Origin of the sequence: Pseudomonas sp. GM78, assembly GCF_000282475.1 — a bacterium.
Lineage (GTDB): Bacteria > Pseudomonadota > Gammaproteobacteria > Pseudomonadales > Pseudomonadaceae > Aquipseudomonas.
This window is the reverse complement of sequence record NZ_AKJF01000078.1, coordinates 1-21,519: the sequence shown is the minus strand read 5'-3', so window position 1 is coordinate 21,519 and position 21,519 is coordinate 1. Positions and strand designations below refer to the sequence as shown.

Sequence of the window (21,519 nt, the reverse complement as noted above, 5' to 3'; positions counted from 1 at the left end):
TCGGTTTGGCCGGGACCGGTGGGCGGAAGCAGACCATTTCGGCATAGGGGATGGCCTCGAAATACACTTCGATGCTGCGGTCGCGGGCGGCGCGGGTATGCAGGCCGGTGATCACTGCGCCGCGGGCAAAGGCCTGGGGCGCGTCTTTGGGGAACTTTGGCGCCACGGTATCGCCATCGGTGAGTTTCAGCACCTGCCCCGGGGACAGGGTGGCGCTGCTACTGGCGCCGCTGAGGTGGGTCTGGGCGTTGAGGTAGCGTTCGTGGCGCAGGCGCGCGTAGAAAAAGCCGCTTTCACTTTGCAGGTCTTCGTCCTGGTCCAGGCTGTCACCGAGCACGCGGTAGGGTTCGGCGTAGTGGTAAGCCTCGCCGTAGGTGGTGCTCGTGGTGTCGCGGGTCTGGTCGACTTCGCCATCGAGCCAGGCCCGTGCATCACGGTGGTGATAGGCGCGAAAGTTGATGGTCTTCTCCACCACCTGGTGGCGGGTCTGCAGCTGCCACACGCCGTCCTCGCCGCTGGCGAAGCCGGCCGGCGCACGCAGCGGCAGCTGCACGCCGAACTGGTAGTGGCGCTGGTCATCGTGGAACTGGACGACGTCGACCTGCAGGCGGTCGTCGTGGCTGAAGCGGTACCAGATGCCGACCTCGGCCAGCAGCCGCTCGATGAACGCCAGGTCGCTTTCGCCGTACTGCATGACTTGCTCGCGGCGGGGGTATTCGCGCACCAGCTCGAACAGGAAGTAGTGGTCGAGAAAACCGTGGCGGGTGCTCAGGATGTGCTTGACGATTTCCGGCACCGACTGCTGCTGGTACAGGCGGTATTGGCGGCCGCGGCCGAGCAGGGCCAGGCGCGGTTGCAGGGTGATTTCGTAGCGGGCTTCGTCGCGGGAGGCGGACAGGCGCTGGAAACTGTTGACCAGCCCGTACAGGCTGCGCAATGGCGTGACCTCAGGCACCGGCAAGCCGGGGTATGGAGGCTTGGTCGGCGGCGGGTACAGGCTGAAACGGGCGTCCTTGTTGAGGATCTGCTCGGCGCTGAGGTCCTGTTCGCTGCAGGTAAATTCGATGCGGTAGCTGAAGGGTTGGCTGAGGTGTTCTTCGCCTTCGAAGGCCAGGACGTCGAACCTGGCATCGAAGCGGTCGATGGTGAATTTATGGCGGTGGTGGTCGAAGAAGATGCGCGGTTGGGTGCTCATGGTAATGCCTCCATGTCGATGCTGGGCATCGCTTCCTGTGTATCCATGAATTGCAGCGTGATGCCTTCATACTCGTGGTAACCCAGGGTCACTCCCCGGGTCGGTTGACGGGTCGCCTGGCGTTGCAGCAGTTGCTGGCTGAGCACCGGCAGGATCTGCTGGTCGAGCAGGCTGTCGATGTTGCGCGCGCCGCTATCGGGCAGCAGGCAGGCGGCAACCAGGGCCTGGTTGAGTGCGTTGTCGATCTGGCAACTCAGGCCGTAGTGGCGTTGCAGGCGCTTGGCGACCCGGGCGAGTTTTTGCGCGACGATGCGTTGCAGTGCGTCGACTTGCAGTGGGCGGTAGATCAGGGTCTGGAAGCGTGCGAGCAAGGCCGGCTGGAAGTGTTCGCGCAACAGTGGTCGCAGCAGCTCCTGCAAGGTGCTGTCGGGTGCTTCGGGGTATTGCTGCAGGCAGGCTTGCAGTTGATCGCTGCCCAGGTTGGAGGTCATGAGGATGACGGTGTTGCGAAAATCGATTTCGCGCCCTTCACCATCGCGCATGAAACCGCGATCGAAGACCTGGTAGAACAGATTGAGTACGTCGCGGTGTGCCTTCTCCACTTCGTCGAGCAACACCACGCTGTAGGGGCGCCGGCGTACCGCTTCGGTGAGCACGCCACCCTGGCCGTAACCGACGTAGCCCGGCGGCGAGCCTTTGAGTTGGCTGACGGTATGGGCTTCCTGGTACTCCGAGAGGTTGAGGGTGACCAGCGACTGCGCGCCCCCGAACAGGCAGTCGGCCAGCGCCAGGGCGGTTTCGGTCTTGCCGACGCCGCTGGTGCCTACCAGCAGGAACACGCCCAAGGGCGCCTGTTCCTCGGTCAGGCCGGTCTTGGCCGCGCGCAGGCGCTGGGCCAGGGCACCGAGGGCTTGCTCCTGGCCGACCACCCGCTCACTCAACTGTTGCTCCAGAGTCAGCAGGCTTGCCTGTTCGTCCTTGAGCAGGCTACCCAGCGGCACGCCAGTCCAGTCGGCGATCACTTCGGCCACACTGCGCGGGTTGACGTCCAGCGAGAGCAACGGCTGGGCGCCCTGCACTTCACCAAGCTGTGGTTGCAGTCGAGTACAAAGCGAGATCTCAAGGGGGTCAGCCTGACGTGCATCCAGCAGTCGCCGGGTCAGGTCGAGTTCGTCGCGGTATTGGCGCACCAGCGCACGGTGCTGGTCTTGCAGGTCTACCAGTTGCGCATCGATCAAGGCAATGCGCTCGACCACGCTGCAGCCACCGAGTTGCGCGTCCTCTGCCAGCGCTTGTCGTTCAAGCCCCAGGGCCGCCTGCCCGGCCTTGAGCCTGACCAGTGCCTGGGGTTCGCAGTCGAGGCTCATGCGCACCCGTGCACTGGCGGTGTCGAGCAAATCGACGGCCTTGTCGGGCAACTGTCGACCGGTCAGGTAACGCCGCGACAACGTGACTGCGGCTTGTACCGCCGCATCCTGAATGTGCACGCCATGATGACTGGCGTAACGCGCCTTCAGGCCACGCAACATGAGACAGGCATCGTGATCGTTTGGCTCGTCGACCTTGACCCTCTGGAAGCGTCGCTCCAGGGCGGCATCGCGCTCGAAATACTGCTTGTATTCGCTCCAGGTGGTGGCGGCAATGGTTCGCAGCTCGCCCCGGGCGAGTGCGGGTTTGAGCAGGTTCGCCGCGTCGGCAGATCCCGCCTGGTTGCCGGCGCCGATCAGGGTGTGGGCTTCATCGATGAACAACAGCACCGGATTTGCCGATTGCTGCACGGCATCGATGACGTTTTTCAGGCGCTGCTCGAACTCGCCCTTGACCCCGGCACCCGCTTGCAGCAACCCCAGGTCGAGAGTGCGCACGCTGACCGGTTTGAGACTGTCCGGCACATTGCCCTCGGCAATGCGCAGCGCCAGTCCTTCGACCAGTGCGGTCTTGCCGACCCCGGGTTCGCCGACCAGCAGCGGGTTGTTCTTGCGTCGACGACTGAGGATGTCGATGACCTGGCGGATCTCATCGTCCCGGCCGAACACCGGGTCGATGCGCCCTTCCCGGGCCTTGGCGGTCATGTCTTGGGTGAACCGGTCCAGCACGGCCTGCAAGGCATCGTGGCTGGCGGTAGCGGATGAAGGCGTCGCCAGCTCATCAGGCGACACGTGTGGCTGATCAATGGCAGCCACTTGCTGCACCTGGGGACGCTCTTCGGAATGTTGATCGAGCAGCACGAACACATGTTGCAACTGGGTTTCGCCCAGGCTGAACAGCGGCCAGGCCGCTTCACAAGCCAGCAGCTCGGGAGACTCCAGCAACGCACCGAGCAAGTGGGCCGAGCGCAGGTGTTCCTGGCCATCGAGCGATGCGCGCAGCCAGGCGTTCCGGATCAGTTGCTGTAACTGGCCACTCAGCTGCGGCTTGCCGTGCACGCTGCGTGGCAGTGTGTCCAGGTGTTCAAGCAGTCCGCGCCAGAGGGCGTCCAGATCCCATTCGTAGCGACGGGCGATGAGCGTCAGGTCGCCCTCGCCCTGTTCGAATATCTTGAGCAACCAGTGCTCGATACTGATGTGGCCATGGGCACGACTTTGACACAGCGTCGCCGCCGCGCTCAGCGCCTGGGCACAGAAGGGATTGAGACGGCGAAGCAAGCGGGAGGCGTTCTGTACCATGGGGGTACGTCCTTGTTGTAAGTATAGGGCTGGTCATCCAGGAACCGGGAGCGGCCGCGTTCGGCTGCTCGACACGACACGCTGAAACCCGCCTGCATCGACGCAGGCGGGTCCTCAGGTGCTCAGCTGTTTGTCATGCTGCGGGGGCTGGATTCGTTTGCCCGCGTTCGTCCCAGGAATCGGAGTGGCTGAGGTTGCCGTCCATGAAACTCCAAGTGATCTTTTCGTAGCGCAATTCAACTTCCTCCAGGTGATTGTGCTTTTCTTTGGACGGATCCTTGATGTCGTGCATTTTCGACTCGACGTTCACCACCTTGACGTTCTCAAGCAACGCGGTGTAATTCACCACCTCCTGGCCTGCCTCGTTGATGCGGTACCACTTGAACTCTGCGCTCATCAGGGTCTGCCCCTGTGTTACGGCTTTGAACAGGTAGACGGTGGCAGCATCAACTTCCTTGGTGAATACAAACGGATCGTGAATCCGGGTGCCGGTCAATTTGCCCGTGTTGTCATCGGTCGGGATCGACACGCTATGATTCAAGGCCAGCACCTCGATGCTGCCCTCGCGCCCTTTAACGTCCACTGAACCCTTGATGTGCGCACCGCCGTCATTTTTCAGCCACAGGTGAACGGGAATTGCCATGTGAAGCTCCTTCTCTCGGATCATGAATGCCGCGTTATGCGACAGGGGGTTGTAAATCCGGTCCCGCAGCGGGAAGCACGCAGGCTCCCGGCTCAGGCACCAGACGAATATCGACTCGGCGATTGGCGCTACGTCCGGTCTCGGTGTCATTGCTGGCGATGGGCTGGCTGGCACCGAAACCCTGCACCGCAAAGCAACTTCCAGGGATGCCGCCCATGTGCTGCATCCAGTCGTGCACGGCGGCCGCACGGGCCCGGGACAATTGCAGGTTGTGCTCGGTGCTGCCGGTGGCATCGGTATGGCCGCTGATCACGATGAGCCAGCCAGGCTGGGCCTTGATGTCGACCAAGGCGTTGATCAGGACTTTGGCCGACCCCGGTTTGAGCCGGGCGCTGCCGGTACTGAACAGCGACAGGCTGTCCAGGCGCACCGGCTTTGGGTTGCCCACAAGCCTTGGAGCCAGCGAGGGATGACGGTGTCCGGCAATCGTCGACTGCAGGCGGATGCGTAATCGCTCGCCTCGATAAAGTCCCAGTCCCAGCGACAGGGGGGCGCCGTGTCGGTAGTAGCTGTCCAGGCGCAGGGCATCCTCGCGTAGCACCGCGAGCGCCTGTTCGCGCAGGATGAATTCAGGCCGCTCCGGTTGCCCTGTCACAGGGATGGCGTTGTAACGACGCAGGTCATCACTGACCTGGCGGACCAGCAGGGTGTTCTGCCAGGCCGAGCTGGCCAGGGCTGTTGTCCCGGCAACGGCGAACAACCACCAGGCGATGACGCTCGCACGGCGCAATGGAGCGCGTTGAGTCTGGGAAGGCAGCAGTGCGAGCAAGGGATCGGGGAAAGGCATGGACGTGCCCTGCCCCGGTTCCGTTTGCCTGACGTCAAACAGTGCGACTTTGTTGTGTAGCCATTGTTGCCACAGGTTGCCCGTCACTGATTGCGCGGGCTCCGGTACGAAGGTGACGGCGCAGATCTTCGGCGGACCGTCGGGATCGCGGCCATCACGAGGTGCCAAGTGGCGCATTACCGCGTGATCGAGCCATGCCACCACACTGTTCAGCTTTACGCTGGTGTGCATCCGGCCAGCGCGCTTCGCGCTGTCTGAAGGGTGCCTTTGCCAATCGACCAGGCTGGCGCAGGCTCCGGCCTGGCGTACCCTGGGTTGATCTTCGCCATTTTCCCAACTGAACCAGGCGCCTTCCGCGGCCGAGGCTTGCAGGTAGCTCATCAACAGTAGCGGCAGCGCAACGCCGCCCTTTCGAATGATTCCGAGCTGATAGCGCAGCGCCCGCACCCGCCCAGCCAGCACGGCGCTGTCAACCTGTTCGGCCGGGTTGACGATGAACATGACGCTGAGCTGCCCACTCCACTCAGGGCGCAGCGTCTTCAGGCTTGCGGTGAGCGCAGGCAACTGCTCAAGCTCGGGTACCCGCACATAACAACCCTGGCGGGTGGTGCGCAATGCCAGTTGTTCCATGGGCGTCTCGCCGAACAACCCCACCAGGCCATCGCCACAGACCAGCACCACCGGTTGGCGGTAGGCTGCCGGGGGCAGCGATGTGTTCTCGTCCAGGGTCAATGATGCACACATTGACATCGCACGGCGCCCGAGCCGGTTCCAGGCCACGGCCACGACGCACACCACGGTCAGGACAGCCATTGCCCGCAGGCCCCAGGTCAATGGCACGACAATCAGCAACGCCAGTGACAGTGCGCCCGCCCACAGCCAGAGACCGCGCATCTGTGCCAGCGTCATCGGCCTCATCTCAAGCCTCACCGGGCAAAACCGAGTTGAGGAGATTGGCCAACAACTGGTCGAGCCCCCACCACAGACCGATGAACAGCAGCACCACAAGCAGACCAGGAACCAGCGCCGAACGCGGCCACAACCGAATGCGCGGACCCTGTCCGATCTTCACTTTCGTCGCCAGCATCTGGCTGAGTGCCAAAGGAGCGACCTGCGTATGCAACTCGCCGAGCAACTGCTCACGCTCAGGATCGTCGGCATCGCGGTAACGCCCCTGGAAGCCCAGCATCAGCACCCGATGGAATGTCGTCAGCACCAGTGGATCAGGGGCGGGCTCGCGCAAGACTTCGCGCATGTCTTCATACAGGAACTCGCCCGCCTGGTGCCGACTGAAGAACTTCGCTTGCAAAGGCTCTTTCGTCCAGGCGTCGCGAGCCTGTGCATTTTCAAGGCCGAGCACGGTCTCATCGAGCAAGGCGCACTGGGCATGGCTGATGTGATCGATGCTGCGCAGACTCAGGCCGGCGTGCTCGAGCATCTGGCGAACATGTTCGACCTGCTTTACGCAAAGGTCCCACAGCGCCTGGCCATCCAGCGTCGATGCCCCCTGGCGCAGTTCTACCACCAGCAGGTAACTGTCCTGCAGTAACGCGTCGATATCCACCGCCGCTGCGGTCGGTTTTCTTGAGGCTTTGAGGTTCATGTGCGCAACACCGCGAACAGTTCAAGTTTTACCTCGGCCAGCGTGCTCGGGACGTAGAAGGCGCAGACCCCTGCAGCCAACACCGCCTGCCCCTTGGCATGGTCGAGATCGAGGGCGAAATACTGGTTCTCCAGTCGCAGCGGAATGGCTGCCGGTACATGGCTGAGCGACTGCAACGGCACGCCGTCGAGCGCGGCGTTGATCAGGTGATCGACATCGTCAAGCGTGCCGATCTTGCACAGGCGCGGGAACTGGCTTTGCACCTGGGCTGCCGGCAAGCGGCAACGCACCGACAGATAAAAATCAGCACCTTCACGCTCGCACAGGCGTGGATCATTGAGGCTGACCTTCCAGCGGTTGGCGCCGTTCTCCTCAAGCTGAAGGGCGATGACCCGCGATGGCAGGCTGGCCTCCAGCAAGGTGGAAATCAGCCGCAACAGTGGAGGGAAAACGCTGTCCAGATGCCCATGCCGATAAGGCGGGATCTGCTCGATATCGTGTTCCAGGGAAAAAGTCAGCAGGCCGCCGGCCAACTTGGCCAGTTCCCGATACACCTGCTCGGGATGGCGTGCCGGGTGGGCCTTGAGATCAGCCAGGATCGGCTGGTAGGTGTTCAAGGCGTTGAGCAGCCAGAACAGCGATACATCGGCCACGGCAAAATCGGCCATACGCTGGTTACTTTCACGACGCATGCCCATCAGCCGTTGACGCTTGGCGGACAACTGGGTCAGCAGGTTATCCAGCTGAGCCAGCAATCCCGGGTGAGCGGCGAACTCGAGCAGTGGCGGCACATAAGCGCTGTCAAGGCTCCATGCCCCCTGCCCGTCCCGCAGCAGCCGTACGATCGGGCAAGTCAGGTAATCGGCGTTGTCGTCGTGGGCAAAACGCAGGCTCAGCACGTTTTCGAGCACGCCGATCTGTTGCGCCTCGCCATCGTACAAATCCTGCACGTTGCGCCAGTCCTGGCGATAGCGCGTCGGTCGCTCGACCTTGGAGTCATCGAGCAGGCAGTTGTTGCCATTGGCCTGTTCCAGCGGCAAGGCCACGAGCACCGTAGCGTCCTGGGCTTCACTGGAAAGCAGGTGGGTCAATTCCAGGGCAGAAGGCAAGCGATCCACCAGATCGCTGTCGATCCAGGTGCCGTCAGGCATCCGCAAGCACAATCGCGTGGCCTTGAGCTTGCCCAGGCGCAATGCCTCCAGGTCAAACGCCACCGCCTGGACACCCCACGGATGAACCAATGACAAATGCGCCAGACGATCGTTGGTCCAGGCTTCCCAGCGTGCCTGTTGCTGGAACTGCTGGGGGCACAGCAGTGCCCCCGCAGACCATACGGGACGGTCGATTTTCAAGACCTGAATTCTCCGCGAACGCCATCGGCCTTGAGCTTGGGCATCTGCGATACCAGCGAAAGATTGACGTCCATGCCTTCCACCTGGAAGTGCGGCACGGCATACAACTTGACGCGGAAGAAGCCCGGGTTGTCCTCGATGTCTTCCACGGTCACCTTGGCATCACGCAGCGGGTGCGAGGCCTGCAGATCGTCGCCCGGATCGGTCATTTCGGTTACCAGCCCTCCGATCCACTTGTTCAGCTCCAGCTCCAGCAAGCGCCGGTCCTTGGTGGTGCCGATGTTTTCGCGCTGGATCAGCTTCAGGTAATGGGCGATCCGCGACAGCAGGAAAATGTACGGCAGGCGCGAATTGATCCGACTGTTGGCGGTCGCATCGGCGGTGTCATACAGGGCCGCTTTCTGGGTCGAGTTGGCGGAGAAGAAGCACGCGTAGTCGCGGTTCTTGTAGTACGACAGCGGGATGAAGCCGAGGTCGGCGAATTCGAATTCGCGGGTCTCCGGGATCATGACTTCCGAAGGAATCTTCACCTGGTTGCCGGTACCCAGGTCGTAGAGGTGGATCGGCAATCCGGTGACCGCGCCGCCCGATTGCGGCCCGCGGATCTGCACGCACCAGCCATTGGCAATGAAGCTCTTGACCATGTTGGCGGCAAAGGCGTACGAGGCGCTGGTCCACAGGTACTTGTCGTGATCAGGGCCCTTGACGCTCTCGACGTAGTTGAAGCTGCGCACCGGGACGGTGTCCGGTCCATAAGGCAGGCGCCCCAGGACACGGGGCATGACCAGGCCGATGTAGCGGGCGTCGTCACTGTCGCGGAACGCCTTCCATTTCAGGTATTCGGCGCGATCAAAATAGTTGCCGATGTCCTTGATGGCGGCTACTTCTTCCATCGAGCGCTTGCCGAAGAAGGCCGGGCCGACGGTGCCGATGAAGGGCATGTGCGCAGCGGCCGCGACTTTGGAAATGTTGCGCAGCAGGGCGATATCCTGAGGGCTGCGATCGAACTCGTAGTTGGAGATCGCGGCGGCAATCGGCTCACCACCCGGTGTGTCGTACTCCTGGGTATAGGTGTGCACGTACAGGCCGCTTTGCGCGATTTCCGGTGCATCGTCGAAATCCTGGACCAGATGGTCCTTGCTGATATCCAGCAATTCGATGCGCACGTTCTGGCGAAAGTCGGTCTGGTCTATCAGCGACTTGACCCCGCGCCAGGTTGACTCCACACGCTGGAAATCGGGGTGGTGCATCACCGCATCGAGTTGCCGGCTGATTTGCGCATCCAGGGCTGCGATGTGTTCATCGAGCAGGACTTTATCCAGGCGTTCGAATTTCTGCGAAGACTGTTTGAGCAGCTCAAGGAACACACTGACTGCCGCGGTCACTCGCTCATCGGCGGACACTTCGGAGAGTGCCTCGGTATTTTGAAATACTTCGATACTACTCAGGGTTTCGATCGGACTTAGATTGATCTTGCCAAATAGCGCGCCATATACGCCTTTTTCTTCGGACAACACTGTAGTGCCGCGCGATTGCACGTTAGAACTTTCGATGGACATTAAGGTAACTTCCCTTTAAACGAACCGAAGTGGATTAACGATTTTCTTCCGGTACCAACGCGGCCAACTCGGCGCGCAGCTCGTCAGTCAGCGCATCATCCTTGAGGATGCGCTCCAGCTCATGACGAAAGGTGGCGTTGTCCAGCAGGTTCGACTTGAGGTCGCGCAACAGGTTGCGCATGGCCAAAAGAGCACGCAGGTGCGGGATTTGCCGCGCCACCTGCTCCGGTTCGAAGTCCTTCATGCGTTGGAAATTCAGCTCCACCGGGGTGTCGCCAGGGTCATCGACCAGGGTATTTTCCACGGCCACTTTCAACACCGGAGTAAACTCCGTCAATACGCTATCGAAGTTGTTTTTGTTGATTGAAACCTTGCTCCTGGCGGATAAGGGACGCTGTTCCCTGCCGTTGCTGTAGTCGCCCATGACCATCAGCTTCAGCGGTAATTCGACTTTTTTCTGCGCACCGCCGGTATGCAGGTCGAGTTTTATGTTGACCCGCGCCTTAGGCACTTCATTCTGGAAACTATTTGAAGCCATAACCCCTCCCGTTTTTTTGTGATAACCACTGCCTTGACAAGAAACCTGCATGGACTGCCCTCGACAAGCCTAGACAATCAAACAAGAAAGATGTCGAGGCAGTTTGGAAATTCCATTTCAATTTAAATCTACCCACACGACTTATTTAGAGATCCTACAACATCAACGAAGTATCCTACTTCCCACTTTTCACCCCTCCAATGCACTTTGGGAAATTTCGCACCTAAATGCGGAAAAAAGCCTACAAACCAATCATCAGAACGTTGGTAAAAAAAGTCGAAGTAACGACACGTCTCGGATACATCCCCCCGCATGCCCTGTTTCCTGCTTGTTACCTCGCCGCCGCTGTTGTCACTTCTGCACGGCTCGACAGCTCAAATAAAGTAGGGCCTTCGGCATCCTGCACGGACCTCAGTGCCCGGTTCAGCGCCGATCCCATCACGGAAGAGGTGAAAACATGAGTTTCGTCAAAGTGGAAAAAAACCAGAGCAGCGCGCCATCGGAAGCCGAGATGAAAAAGGCCATGATCGAGTCGGGCGGCGTACCGGGCGAGGTCAGCGGGAACAACGCCGCCCGGACCCTGACCTACACTGGCTTGGTCAATCACACGGTGTATGAGAACAAGCTGATCGAGATTGCCCATGGCAAACGCACCAGCTGGAACTTCGTCTGGGCCGACGCACGGGCTGCCTGAAACCACGGCGGGGCGGCCTGTTGACCGCCCCGCCGTGTGTGCCATTGATACAGGCGTCGATACCCGCCTGTAACGCCAAGACACTTGGGCACCCAGACCCTTGCGCCTAGATTGAACCCCGCAATGGACCGACCGGCTTCACCGCCCGAGGCCCATTGACTGCCCAACACACCACCAAGGAAGAGGGAAACCATGAGCAAATCAATCGCTGTCAGCCAACAAAGCCAGCAGCTTCAGAACGATGTGCAAGAAGCCGTCAAGTCGATCATGGGTGCTACCACCGCGCTGAAGTCCACCGATTACGGTCGGGTCTTCAGGTCCGTCCTGGCGGCTTCGCAAAAAACCGTCACCATCGAAATTGCCCCCGGCGACCTGACCCTGCTGAAGAAGTCCGGCTACAAGCTGTGCTTTGCCAAGAAAGTCGGTACGGCCGACTACAACGTGGTCTGGCAGTCCTACAGTGCCTACTTGAGCAACAACGAGTTCAGCTGGACGCCGCTGTATCAGCTGTTTGCCTCCAACGTGTTCAAGGAAAACGTGCAAGTCAAAGTCTCGACCAATATCGTCAATATCGGTCTGGGGCAAACCTCGACACTCGATGAGCACGGCCTGCTGAGCCCGGCAGTCACGGGCGGCCCTGAGGTGTCCGTGACGTTCGTCAACAACTTCGCGCCGATCCATCCGGGGATCAACCAGTTGTCCACCGGCATCGATGGCAACCAGGTCAGCACGCCGATCTACGTGGCCGTCAATCAGGTGGTCACCGGCAACACCGTACTGACCCCCGTGGAAACCATCCTCGTGTGGTTCGAACAGGATGTGCAGACCAGTACCATGTTCAGTTCCTCACGCTCCAAGGCGATCGAAATCGACCTGACGTTCGATAACACCGCAGGTCGCCTTTACGAAGGCGGTCAATGGAAAACCGTTTGACGGGCGCACACCGGGGCAACCTCGCGTTGCCCCAACTATTCTTCGAACGCCCCGCGGGCAAAATAACCCGTCAACGACAGGCAGATGGAGGTTGCCAGGTCCTCCTGGGTAGCGATGCCATAGGGCTGGTTGCGATCGAACTGTGCAGACCAGCGAATCCGCCCCTGCGCCACATCCACCAACCGCAGCGACGCCCGGACCCGCGCCGGTTCGACCCGCACGCTGCCCTCCAGGCAATAGCAGTAACGGCCGCCACGCCGGACGTCCGGTGTTTTCACAGTGCTGCGCGGCATCCTTATCAACACATGGTTGTCACCGGTCTGCGCCTGCTCGAACGACTCGAACAGGCGACAACTGAGCTCCTCGCACAAACCACGGGTAAAGTCATCGCCCTCACGGTTAATGCAGGTAAAGGGCTGGATCTGCAACACAGGATGGCGCGAGGCACCTGCGCTGGGCCGCAGCCGCTGATAGGCCAGGCGATAACAACCGGGTGGAATGCTCAGCCGCACCGGTTCCTGCTGCCCCACCGTGGCGTAATGGCTGGCGAGCTTGCGGCGTAAGCGCCCCACCTGCACCCGCACTACCGGATCGTCACCGGTGCAATACACCGCCGGATCGCGACGGAACACGGCGATGCCAATGGCGTGTTCGGTCAGGGGGACGTTGGCCGATTGCAGATCGTGTTCGACCAGAAAGCGCAACAGACTGCCCATGCGCCGGGACCTGGCGAACAACGGACTGGCCAGCAGCAACGCCAGCACCCGCTCCATCTCATCAGGATCGAGCGGCACGGCAGTACCCTCGGCACTTGCAGGACCTGTATTTTTGATCACCATTGCCCGCCTCCGTGCAGGTTGCCGACAATCGCTTGCCCCTTCCAGTGAAGGGGGTTGTGGGTACGGGAGTCCTACTCCCTGGCCACGAATGAAACCGGCCAACAGGCAGTCCAGGACGTGGCAAGGTCGAAGCTTAGCAGCCGTGATGGAATGGGCAGGATATTGCCGTGTTTACAGCGTTCCGGCCGACGAACGTTCAATCCCGCCCCCCGTCAATCCGCCGCCCCAAACGCTCTGCATCAGTTATTTATACTCAAATGCCAGCTTAATAATATTTTACCGATATCAGGCTGATCCCTAGTCTTGAGCCCAAGAAATGGCAGGTCGACACAGACCTTTATCCAACTTCGAAGGGCAAAGAGATGACCATTGAAAAAACAATAATAGATACCCTGATTGTCGGCGCCGGCCAGGCCGGCGTAGCCATGAGTGAACATCTGAGCAAGCTCGGCGTGCCGCACCTGGTGCTGGAGCGCAACCGTATTGCCGAGCGCTGGCGCACCGGCCGCTGGGATTCGCTGGTGGCCAATGGTCCGGCCTGGCACGACCGTTTTCCGGGCCTGGAATTCGACGATATCAGCCCCGATGGTTTTGCCCCCAAGGAACGCGTGGCCGATTACTTCGAAGCTTATGCCCGCAAGTTCAAGGCACCGATCCGCACCGGTGTGGAAGTGAAGAAAGTCGAACGCAATGTCGGTCGCCCGGGCTTCACCATCGAGACCTCCCAAGGCGTGATCGAGGCCAGTCGCGTAGTGGCTGCCACGGGGCCTTTCCAGCGTCCGGTGATCCCGCCGATCGCACCGCAAGATGCGCAATTGATGCAGATCCACTCCGCAGACTACCGCAATCCCGGGCAATTGCCCGATGGCGCCGTGCTGGTGGTGGGTGCAGGTTCGTCGGGCGTGCAGATCGCCGATGAATTGCAGCGCTCGGGCAAGCAGGTCTACCTGTCGGTGGGTGCCCACGATCGCCCGCCCCGCGCCTATCGCAACCGTGATTTCTGCTGGTGGCTGGGCGTGCTTGGCGAATGGGACCAGGCCGCCATGAAACCCGGCCGCGAACACGTGACCATCGCCGTCAGTGGCGCCCAGGGTGGCCGCACCGTGGATTTCCGCGGCCTGGCCCATGGAGGCATGGTGCTGGTGGGCCTGACCCAATCATTCAATGGCAGCGTGGCGACCTTTCAGCCGAACCTGGCGGAGAACTTGGCGCGGGGCGATGAAAACTACCTGGCCCTGCTCGATGCCGCCGATGCCTACATCGAACGCAACGGCCTGGACCTGCCGGAAGAGCCCGAAGCGCGCCACACCTTCCCGGAGCCGGACTGCGTCACCCAACCGATCCTCGAGCTCGACCTGGTCAAGGCCGGCGTGACGTCGATCATCTGGGCCACCGGCTTTGCCGTGGACTACAGCTGGCTGAAGGTCGACGCCTTCGACGACAACGGCAAGCCGCAGCATCAGCGCGGCGTGTCCAGCGAAGCTGGCGTGTACTTCCTCGGCCTGCCGTGGCAGTCCCGCCGAGGTTCGTCGTTCATCTGGGGCGTGTGGCACGACGCCAAGTATGTGGCCGATCACATCGCTATCCAGCGGACCTACCTCGAATACCGCGATGCCGCCCAGCGCGAGAGCGAAACCGTTCCGGCCGCTCACAAGACAACCGTCAGCGCTTGATATCCGCACGGCGCGCGAACCGCGCCGTCCACCCTGTTTAAGGAGTTTCAAATGACCACGCCAACCCATACCCGCATCCGCATGTTCAACACCAAGGAAACCTACCCGAACCAGAGCCTGGACAACGACCTGTGCCAGGCCGTCCGCGCCGGCAACACCGTTTATGTGCGCGGCCAGGTCGGCACCGATTTCGAAGGCAACCTGGTTGGCCTCGGCGATCCGCGGGCACAAACCGAGCAAGCCATGCGCAACGTCAAGCAACTGCTGGAAGAAGCCGGCAGCGACCTGAGCCACATCGTCAAGACCACCACCTATCTGATCGACCCGCGCTACCGTGAACCGGTGTATCAGGAAGTGGGCAAGTGGCTCAAAGGCGTGTTCCCGATTTCCACCGGGCTGGTGGTGACGGCATTGGGTCAGCCGCAGTGGCTGATGGAGATCGATGTAATTGCGGTGATCCCGGAATAAGGAGCAGCGCCATGACCTTTTCCATTGCCGCCCGCTGCCCCGAAACCGGTCAGTTCGGCATCGCCATCAGCTCCTCGAGCATCGCTGTCGGCGCCCGCTGCCCCTGGCTGTTGCCCGGTGTCGGCGCCGTGTCCACGCAAAACATCACCCTGCCGTCCCTTGGCCCGGAAACCCTCGCCTTGATGGAGCAAGGCCTGGCACCTGCCGAGGCCCTGGACAAGGTGCTGACCCGCAATGGCTACAGCCAGTACCGGCAGATCACCGCCATTGACCACCTCGGCCGCACCGCGCACTTCAGCGGTGCGCAAACCTTGGGTCAGCACAATGCCGTGTCCGGCGAGCAATGCGTGGCGGCCGGCAATATGCTTGCATCCCCCGGGGTGATCGCGGCCATGGTCAGCGCCTTCGAAGAGGCCGAAGGCCAACTGGCCGACCGTTTGCTGGCGGCGATGCAAGGCGGCATGTCGGCCGGCGGCGAAGCCGGGCCGGTGCATTCGGCCGCCGTGATGGTGGTCGGGGAACTGACCTGGCCGATCGTCAACTTGCGGGTCGACTGGGCCGATGAAGACCCGATTGGCCAGCTGCAAAAGCTCTGGCAGGCCTACCGCCCGCAAGTCCAGGACTACATCGACCGCGCCCTGGCGCCCGACAGGTCCCCGGGCTACGGCGTCGCAGGAGACGATCGATGAGCGCCAGCCGCGATCTGCTCGAAAGCCTGGTGGCGTTCGACACCACCAGCCGCGAATCCAACCTGCAGCTGATCGAGTTCGTTCGCGACTACCTCGCAGGCTTCGATGTGCCGTGCCAGCTGGTCTACAACCCGGAGCGCAGCAAGGCCAATCTGTTCGCCACGATCGGCCCGGCAGACCGGCCTGGCATCGTGCTCTCGGGGCACACCGATGTGGTGCCCGTCGACGGCCAGCCGTGGACCGTCGCACCGTTCCAGCTCAGCGAACGCGAGGGCAGGCTGTACGGTCGCGGCACGGCGGACATGAAGGGCTACATCGCCTGCGTGCTCGCCCTGGTGCCCTCGCTGGTGCAGGCCTCGTTGCGCCTGCCGGTGCATATCGCCCTGTCCTACGACGAGGAAGTCGGCTGCCTGGGCGTGCGCTCGCTGCTCAAGACCCTGGAACAACGCCCGGTCAAACCGATGCTGTGCATCATTGGCGAACCCACCGAACTCAAACCGGTGCTGGGCCACAAGGGCAAGCTGGCGATGCGCTGTGATATCCACGGCCACGCCTGCCATTCGGCCTACGCCCCGCTCGGGGTCAATGCCATCGAATACGCTGCCGAGCTGATCGGCGAACTGGGGCGCATCGGCCAACGGCTCAAGGCACCCGAGCAGCATGACGCGCGCTTCGATCCGCCGTTCTCCACGGTGCAGACCGGCGTAATTGGCGGCGGCAAGGCCTTGAATATCGTCCCGGCCGACTGCCGCTTCGACTTCGAAGTTCGCGCCCTGCCCTCACACGACCCGCGCCGGGTGGCGCAGGAACTGCAGGCCTATGCCGAGCAGCAGCTGTTGCCGCGCATGCGCGCCGTGAGTGAGCAGAGCGAGATCCGTTTCAGTGAGTTGTCGGCCTACCCCGGCCTGGCCACCGATGCGCGCAGCGAAGCCGCTGAGTTGATCGCGGCATTTTCCGGCTCCCGGGATTTCGGTACGGTGGCGTTCGGCACCGAGGGCGGCCTGTTCGATGCGGCGGGAATCCCGACGGTGGTGTGTGGCCCGGGCAGCATGGAGCAAGGCCACAAGCCCGATGAGTTCGTCAGCCTGGAGCAACTGCACGGCTGCGATGCCATGCTGCAACGGATGCTGTTGGCGATCAGCAACTGATGGCTGGCCCGATGCTCAGGTATAGAGCCGGGCCAGTTCTTCCTGACAGTAATCCACGAACAGCTGCACCGGTTTGGTCAGCTGTGCCCTGCGCAACCACGCCGCCGACAACCCGGAACCGGTCACGGTTTCGGCCAGCGGCACGCACACGACCTGCTGCCCGTCATAGGTGTATTCGGAAAACGGTTTGGTCACCAGGATCGAAAAGCCGAAGCCCCGCCCTACCATCCCCCGTACCATCTCAATCGAAGGCGAACTGAAGACGATGTTCGGCGTCAGCCCGCGCTCTTCGAAGATGCTCACGAAATAGGTCCGGCTGGGCACCACGTCCAGCAAAATCATCGGCTCCAGCACCAGATCGTGCAGCGAGACTTTCGCCTGCTGCGCGAAGCGATGGTCCGCGGGAAGCAGCGCGTAGGGTTGCTGCGGCGGCATCAGCGCCACAGTCTCGATCGTGCTGTCCAGGTCGTGCTCGAAGACCATGGCCATGTCGATACTGCCAGCGGTCAGCGCCTGCACCAACTCTTGCTGCTCGCCATCGCGAATGCGGATTTCCACCCCTGGCCAGCGTGCCTTGAAACCGGCGATCAGGCGTGGCAGGTACAGCGGTGCCACGGTTTCAAAACAGCCGATGTCGATCTGCCCCGCCACCACGTCATTGTCCGCCAGGGCGTTCTGCTCGAACTCATGGGCGACCCGCAGCAGCTCCTGGGCCTTGCGGTAGAACCGCGAGCCGCTGGGCGTCAGCGAAACGCCCTGGGCGTGATGGCGGATGAACAGTTGCACGCCAAAACTCTCTTCCAGGTGCTTGATCGCCGTCGACACCGATGGCTGCGCGATGTAGAGCTTGCGCGAAGCCTCGGCCACGCTGCCGCAGTCGGCGGTGGTGACGAAATATCTGAGCTGGCGCAGGTTGTAAGCGGCCATGGGGACCTCCGGAAAACACAACATCAGGATCAAGGAATCGACAGCGCCCACAAGGGTTTTGCGTCAAGGCTGAACATACCGGAGGCGAGCGCAGCCACGGCATATATTTTTTAAGGTTTGAGGCAACAAACTTACTAATTTATCTATCCCGATCCATTGCACATGATCACTCCAACAAGAAAAGCGTCGTTCGCGCGGCGCTCACCGAAGTACGTCCACGTACTCACTTTGCCTTGGAGTTCGTCATGGTAACCACTGCAACAACGAGCGCCCCGCTCATCGAAAAACACACGATCGGCTACGTGCCGCCGCAAGATCGTCACGGCAAGACCCGCGACCTATTCACCCTCTGGTTCGGTGGCAACATCGCCCCCTTGCCCATCGTCACCGGCGCCCTCGGCGTGCAAATGTTCCACCTGAACCTGGTCTGGGGCATCGTCGCCATCCTTGTCGGCCATCTGGTCGGCGGCGTGCTGATGGCGCTGCACTCGGCCCAGGGCCCGCAGATGGGCATCCCGCAGATGATCCAGAGCCGTGCCCAGTTCGGCTCCCTCGGTGCGCTGCTGGTGGTGCTGATCGCCGGCGTCATGTACATCGGCTTCTTCGCATCCAATATCGTGCTGGCCGGTAAATCCCTGCACGGTGTGGTCGACAGCGTGCCGGTGCCCGTCGGCATCGTCATCGGTGCCCTGGGTTCGGGCATCATCGGCATCATCGGCTATCGCTTCATCCACGTGCTCAACCGTATCGGCACCTGGGTGCTGGGCATCGGCATCGTGCTGGGCTTCGGCTACATCCTGACCCACGTGCAGACTGACGACTTCCTCACCCGCGGCGGTTTCAACATCTCCGGCTGGCTGGCGACGGTTTCCCTGGCCGCGCTGTGGCAAATCGCTTTCGCGCCCTACGTGTCCGACTACTCGCGCTACCTGCCGGCCAACGTGCCCGTGGCGGCGACTTTCTGGACCACCTACCTGGGCACGGTGCTCGGCTCCAGCCTGTCGTTCGTCTTCGGCGCCGTCGCCGTGCTGGCCACGCCGGTCGGCATGGACACCATGGACGCGGTCAAGCTCGCCACCGGCTCCATCGGCCCGCTGATGCTGGTGCTGTTCCTGCTCAGCGTCATCAGCCACAACGCCCTCAACCTCTATGGCGCCGTGCTGTCGCTGATCACCCTGGTGCAAACATTCGCCTACCGCTGGATTCCCACCGCCAAGAGCCGCGCCGTGCTTTCGGTGATAGTGCTCGCTGCCTGCTGCTTTGCCGCCGTCGGTGCCTCCGCTGACTTCATCGGACACTTCGTCGACATGGTGCTGGTGCTGCTGGTGGTCCTGGTGCCGTGGACGGCGATCAACCTGATCGACTTCTACGCCATTCACAAAGGCAAGTACGACATTGACTCGATCTTCCATGTCGATGGCGGGATCTACGGGCGCTACAACCCGCAGGCGCTACTGGCCTATGCGATCGGCATCGTGGTGCAGATTCCGTTCATGAACACGCCACTGTATGTCGGACCGATTTCCGAGCACATCAACGGCGCGGATTTGTCCTGGTTGGTGGGTCTGTTGATTACGTCGCCGTTGTACTGGTGGCTGGCCAATCGTGACAGCGCCTATAAGCGTCGGTTGTCGGGTGGAAAGCTGGCGGCCAACGTTTAATCGTGCCAACAACCCGCATGATGAAGCCCCGCAGATTTGTAATTTAGATTGGGTGTATATCCGTTGCTGCGGTAACGGCCACTTAGGGTTCGCCCTTACGGCGAGTCACTTGGAAAAGCCTGTAGGAGCGAGCCTGCTCGCGATGGACTTCCAGGTAACGTGTTCATCCAGACAGGGCGCGTTATCGTTGACGTCCATCGCCAGCAGGCTGGCTCCCACAGGGGTGGCGCGGACAGACCTGGAGTCAGGTCGGCTGTCAGGCCGCCTCGCTTTGGCTTTGGATTTGGGTGCCCCGTTAACCAGGATGGCTGAACGCAGGCATTGCGTGGTGGGGCAAAGCCTTTTGCTTACTTTTTGCTGGGCCGGCACTCCGGCGTTTGAAAAAGTGAGTCGCCGTAAGGGCGAAACCCTAGGTGGTCGTTACCGCAGAAATGGATATGTACACCCCAAGTTTCTATACACAAACCCATGCTTAAGTGAACAGCATTACCGCCTGCAACACGCCCGCCTTCAGCGTGACACCTGAAATGAATGGAACCACCCACCTCATCGCGTTTTCGAATCCCTATCGGCGCCACCTCCCGATCAGACAAAGGCGCCATTGCAGAGGAAATCCCGATGAACCGTCGACTTCTGCTTCTGATCGCCTGCCTCATTCCCGGCCTGGCCGTCGCTGAAGGCTGTGACGTGTTGACGCGATCACAAAGCCCTTCCGTTCCCGCGGTCGAGACCCACAGCTGTTATGAATACGAAGGCATGCCGGTCAACTCCATCGACTGGTCCTGCAGCAACGAGAGCAAGGACATGCTCACCCGAACCAAGAAAAAGGTCGAACGCTGTGCCGATCACTATCAAGCCTCCTGCGTCGCCACGCTGACCCAGGAATCCCTGGCCAATCCGCACTCCACCAGCAAGGACAAGAACAGCACGTCACTGAACATTCCCGACAGCGCCAAGGTCACCACCTATTACTACGACGCTCAGCACATTGATCAGGCCAGGATCGATTGCGAGTCCGGTGGCGGTCACTGGAAGACCCGGTAGCTGCGAAAATTAAATGAACCCCGGGTTTGCATAGCCGCCTAACTGACTGACTATCAGGAGGTGGCTCATGCAAATAGAAACCCTATGGATCGTATCGGCGGCTGTGCTGCTGGCGCTTGAGTTGTGGGCGATCAACCGGGTGCGCAAAAGCGCAGGCAAAGCCAGCAACAAGGGGGTATGGATGGTGGTGATCGTGTTTGTACCGCTGATTGGACTGGTCCTGTGGGCCCTCGCGGGGCCCAAGCACGTTGTCCAGCCGTAATGCGGCGATTACGCCCCGGCCGTCTCGTCAGAAGTTGGCCGGCGTGTTCGCACTGATGATTTCCGCCTCGTCCGCGCCGATGTTCCTGAACCGGTGCGGCAATGTCGTCGGAAAGTAATAGCCATCACCGGCATTGAGCACGCTGATCTGCCCGTCCACCGTCAGCTCGACGGTGCCACGGGTCACCAGTCCGCACTCCTCGCCTTCCGAATGCACGATCGGTTCTTCCCCGGAGCTGGCACCCGGCGCGTATTGCTCGCGCAGCAGGCGCATCTGCCGGCTCGGCACGGACGCGCCGATCAGCAGCAGGCGCAGGCCGTGGCGGCCGAGGTCCGGCTGCTCGTTGGCGCGGAACACGTATTGATGCTCGCGCGGCGGTTGATCGAAGGTGAAGAAGTCGGCCAGGGTCATGGGGATGCCTTCGAGCAGCTTTTTCAGCGAGCTGACGGAAGGACTGACGCGATTCTGTTCGATCAGGGAAATGGTGGCATTGGTGACGCCGCTACGCCGGGCCAGCTCGCGCTGGGACAGCTTGTAGCTTTCGCGTACTAATTTGAGTCGTGAGCCCGTGTCCATGACAGCCTTATGTGCTTGGTACGCAAGGGTAATGGGGGTGGAGAGCAGGCGTGGATCGCGCCGTTTTCCGGTCCCGGAAACGTGAAAGGCGGCTATTAAATCACGTTTGTGGGTGTTGCTGTAGGAGCTGCCGAAGGCTGCGATCTTTTGATCTTGATCTTGAAAAGCAAAATCAAAAGATCGCAGCCTTCGGCAGCTCCTA

20 protein-coding genes are annotated in these 21,519 nt (G+C 61.3%); 9 read left to right on the top strand and 11 right to left on the bottom strand.

Annotated features, from left to right (window positions below; all coding sequences use genetic code 11):
* The 8 genes from PMI35_RS18725 to tssB all read right to left on the bottom strand — a co-directional run.
* On the bottom strand, positions 1–1,195 hold a 1,195-nt coding region (locus PMI35_RS18725), incomplete at its 3' end, for a type VI secretion system Vgr family protein (RefSeq protein ID WP_008058668.1).
* Entirely contained in the window at positions 1,192–3,861 is a 2,670-nt protein-coding gene (gene tssH / locus PMI35_RS18730) for a type VI secretion system ATPase TssH (RefSeq protein ID WP_008058666.1), read from the bottom strand. The genes tssH and PMI35_RS18725, both read right to left, overlap by 4 nt.
* A 133-nt stretch (positions 3,862–3,994) precedes the next feature.
* Positions 3,995–4,504 carry an Hcp family type VI secretion system effector gene (locus PMI35_RS18735; protein ID WP_008058664.1) on the bottom strand — a complete coding sequence of 170 codons (510 nt, stop codon included), beginning with the start codon at positions 4,502–4,504 and terminating at the stop codon, positions 3,995–3,997.
* Positions 4,505–4,538: 34 nt separating this feature from the next.
* Positions 4,539–6,260 carry an OmpA family protein gene (locus PMI35_RS18740; RefSeq protein ID WP_032831546.1) on the bottom strand — a complete coding sequence of 574 codons (1,722 nt, stop codon included), beginning with the start codon at positions 6,258–6,260 and terminating at the stop codon, positions 4,539–4,541.
* Positions 6,261–6,270: 10 nt separating this feature from the next.
* The gene (gene tssL, locus PMI35_RS18745; protein WP_008058656.1) at positions 6,271–6,954 is read right to left on the bottom strand and encodes a type VI secretion system protein TssL, short form; all 684 of its coding nucleotides are present in this window, start codon (positions 6,952–6,954) and stop codon (positions 6,271–6,273) included.
* Positions 6,951–8,306 carry a type VI secretion system baseplate subunit TssK gene (gene tssK / locus PMI35_RS18750; RefSeq protein ID WP_008058655.1) on the bottom strand — a complete coding sequence of 452 codons (1,356 nt, stop codon included), beginning with the start codon at positions 8,304–8,306 and terminating at the stop codon, positions 6,951–6,953. Before tssK ends, tssL begins: the two co-directional genes overlap by 4 nt.
* Entirely contained in the window at positions 8,303–9,865 is a 1,563-nt protein-coding gene (tssC, locus tag PMI35_RS18755; RefSeq protein ID WP_008058654.1) for a type VI secretion system contractile sheath large subunit, read from the bottom strand. The genes tssK and tssC overlap by 4 nt, the downstream gene beginning before the upstream one ends.
* 34 nt (positions 9,866–9,899) lie before the next feature.
* Positions 9,900–10,403: a type VI secretion system contractile sheath small subunit gene (tssB, locus tag PMI35_RS18760; protein ID WP_008058653.1), complete on the bottom strand. Its 504-nt coding sequence runs from the start codon at positions 10,401–10,403 to the stop codon at positions 9,900–9,902.
* Positions 10,404–10,860: 457 nt separating this feature from the next.
* Between tssB and PMI35_RS18765 the strand changes: the two genes are divergently transcribed.
* Positions 10,861–11,097 (top strand): hypothetical protein, encoded by a 237-nt coding sequence (locus tag PMI35_RS18765; RefSeq protein WP_008058652.1) that lies wholly within the window; start codon positions 10,861–10,863, stop codon positions 11,095–11,097.
* A 192-nt stretch (positions 11,098–11,289) separates the two neighbouring features.
* Positions 11,290–12,030, top strand: coding sequence for a hypothetical protein (locus PMI35_RS18770; protein WP_008058651.1), 741 nt, complete (start codon positions 11,290–11,292; stop codon positions 12,028–12,030).
* A gap of 35 nt (positions 12,031–12,065) precedes the next feature.
* On the opposite strand, the gene PMI35_RS18775 is transcribed toward PMI35_RS18770, so the two are convergent.
* Positions 12,066–12,869 (bottom strand): hypothetical protein, encoded by an 804-nt coding sequence (locus PMI35_RS18775; protein ID WP_008058650.1) that lies wholly within the window; start codon positions 12,867–12,869, stop codon positions 12,066–12,068.
* Between the two features lie 362 nt (positions 12,870–13,231).
* On the opposite strand from PMI35_RS18775, the gene PMI35_RS18780 reads away from it, so the two are divergent.
* The 4 genes from PMI35_RS18780 to argE are packed head-to-tail and all read left to right on the top strand — an operon-like array spanning position 13,232 to position 16,847.
* The gene (locus PMI35_RS18780) at positions 13,232–14,542 is read left to right on the top strand and encodes a flavin-containing monooxygenase (protein ID WP_008058649.1); all 1,311 of its coding nucleotides are present in this window, start codon (positions 13,232–13,234) and stop codon (positions 14,540–14,542) included.
* 51 nt (positions 14,543–14,593) lie between these two features.
* Positions 14,594–15,010 carry a RidA family protein gene (locus tag PMI35_RS18785; protein WP_008058648.1) on the top strand — a complete coding sequence of 139 codons (417 nt, stop codon included), beginning with the start codon at positions 14,594–14,596 and terminating at the stop codon, positions 15,008–15,010.
* 11 nt (positions 15,011–15,021) lie between these two features.
* A complete protein-coding gene (locus PMI35_RS18790; RefSeq protein WP_008058647.1) occupies positions 15,022–15,699 on the top strand; it encodes a DUF1028 domain-containing protein in 678 nt (225 codons plus the stop codon).
* Positions 15,696–16,847 (top strand): acetylornithine deacetylase, encoded by a 1,152-nt coding sequence (gene argE / locus PMI35_RS18795; RefSeq protein WP_008058644.1) that lies wholly within the window; start codon positions 15,696–15,698, stop codon positions 16,845–16,847. Before PMI35_RS18790 ends, argE begins: the two co-directional genes overlap by 4 nt.
* 15 nt (positions 16,848–16,862) lie before the next feature.
* Here the strand turns inward: argE and PMI35_RS18800 are convergent, their stop codons facing one another.
* The gene (locus tag PMI35_RS18800) at positions 16,863–17,774 is read right to left on the bottom strand and encodes a LysR substrate-binding domain-containing protein (RefSeq protein WP_008058642.1); all 912 of its coding nucleotides are present in this window, start codon (positions 17,772–17,774) and stop codon (positions 16,863–16,865) included.
* A 245-nt stretch (positions 17,775–18,019) separates the two neighbouring features.
* Between PMI35_RS18800 and PMI35_RS18805 the strand changes: the two genes are divergently transcribed.
* The 3 genes from PMI35_RS18805 to PMI35_RS18815 all read left to right on the top strand — a co-directional run bounded on the left by PMI35_RS18805 (position 18,020) and on the right by PMI35_RS18815 (position 20,741).
* Entirely contained in the window at positions 18,020–19,435 is a 1,416-nt protein-coding gene (locus PMI35_RS18805; RefSeq protein WP_008058640.1) for a purine-cytosine permease family protein, read from the top strand.
* 618 nt (positions 19,436–20,053) lie between these two features.
* Complete coding sequence (locus tag PMI35_RS18810; RefSeq protein WP_008058638.1) at positions 20,054–20,479, top strand: hypothetical protein; 426 nt, start codon at positions 20,054–20,056, stop codon at positions 20,477–20,479.
* Positions 20,480–20,546: 67 nt separating this feature from the next.
* Positions 20,547–20,741, top strand: coding sequence for a PLDc N-terminal domain-containing protein (locus tag PMI35_RS18815; protein ID WP_008058637.1), 195 nt, complete (start codon positions 20,547–20,549; stop codon positions 20,739–20,741).
* A 27-nt stretch (positions 20,742–20,768) separates the two neighbouring features.
* On the opposite strand, the gene PMI35_RS18820 is transcribed toward PMI35_RS18815, so the two are convergent.
* Positions 20,769–21,317: a cupin domain-containing protein gene (locus PMI35_RS18820; RefSeq protein ID WP_008058636.1), complete on the bottom strand. Its 549-nt coding sequence runs from the start codon at positions 21,315–21,317 to the stop codon at positions 20,769–20,771.
* Positions 21,318–21,519: the final 202 nt, after the last annotated feature.

Excerpts from the sequence above, each read along its gene's own strand:
- tssH (WP_008058666.1), bottom strand. The coding sequence starts at position 3,861 with ATGGTACAGAACGCCTCCCGCTTGCTTCGCCGTCTCAATCCCTTCTGT.
- PMI35_RS18735 (WP_008058664.1), bottom strand. The coding sequence starts at position 4,504 with ATGGCAATTCCCGTTCACCTGTGGCTGAAAAATGACGGCGGTGCGCAC.
- PMI35_RS18740 (WP_032831546.1), bottom strand. The coding sequence starts at position 6,260 with ATGACGCTGGCACAGATGCGCGGTCTCTGGCTGTGGGCGGGCGCACTG.
- tssL (WP_008058656.1), bottom strand. The coding sequence starts at position 6,954 with ATGAACCTCAAAGCCTCAAGAAAACCGACCGCAGCGGCGGTGGATATC.
- tssC (WP_008058654.1), bottom strand. The coding sequence starts at position 9,865 with ATGTCCATCGAAAGTTCTAACGTGCAATCGCGCGGCACTACAGTGTTG.
- tssB (WP_008058653.1), bottom strand. The coding sequence starts at position 10,403 with ATGGCTTCAAATAGTTTCCAGAATGAAGTGCCTAAGGCGCGGGTCAAC.
- PMI35_RS18765 (WP_008058652.1), top strand. The coding sequence starts at position 10,861 with ATGAGTTTCGTCAAAGTGGAAAAAAACCAGAGCAGCGCGCCATCGGAA.
- PMI35_RS18770 (WP_008058651.1), top strand. The coding sequence starts at position 11,290 with ATGAGCAAATCAATCGCTGTCAGCCAACAAAGCCAGCAGCTTCAGAAC.
- PMI35_RS18775 (WP_008058650.1), bottom strand. The coding sequence starts at position 12,869 with ATGGTGATCAAAAATACAGGTCCTGCAAGTGCCGAGGGTACTGCCGTG.
- PMI35_RS18780 (WP_008058649.1), top strand. The coding sequence starts at position 13,232 with ATGACCATTGAAAAAACAATAATAGATACCCTGATTGTCGGCGCCGGC.
- PMI35_RS18785 (WP_008058648.1), top strand. The coding sequence starts at position 14,594 with ATGACCACGCCAACCCATACCCGCATCCGCATGTTCAACACCAAGGAA.
- PMI35_RS18790 (WP_008058647.1), top strand. The coding sequence starts at position 15,022 with ATGACCTTTTCCATTGCCGCCCGCTGCCCCGAAACCGGTCAGTTCGGC.
- argE (WP_008058644.1), top strand. The coding sequence starts at position 15,696 with ATGAGCGCCAGCCGCGATCTGCTCGAAAGCCTGGTGGCGTTCGACACC.
- PMI35_RS18800 (WP_008058642.1), bottom strand. The coding sequence starts at position 17,774 with ATGGCCGCTTACAACCTGCGCCAGCTCAGATATTTCGTCACCACCGCC.
- PMI35_RS18805 (WP_008058640.1), top strand. The coding sequence starts at position 18,020 with ATGGTAACCACTGCAACAACGAGCGCCCCGCTCATCGAAAAACACACG.
- PMI35_RS18810 (WP_008058638.1), top strand. The coding sequence starts at position 20,054 with ATGAACCGTCGACTTCTGCTTCTGATCGCCTGCCTCATTCCCGGCCTG.
- PMI35_RS18815 (WP_008058637.1), top strand. The coding sequence starts at position 20,547 with ATGCAAATAGAAACCCTATGGATCGTATCGGCGGCTGTGCTGCTGGCG.
- PMI35_RS18820 (WP_008058636.1), bottom strand. The coding sequence starts at position 21,317 with ATGGACACGGGCTCACGACTCAAATTAGTACGCGAAAGCTACAAGCTG.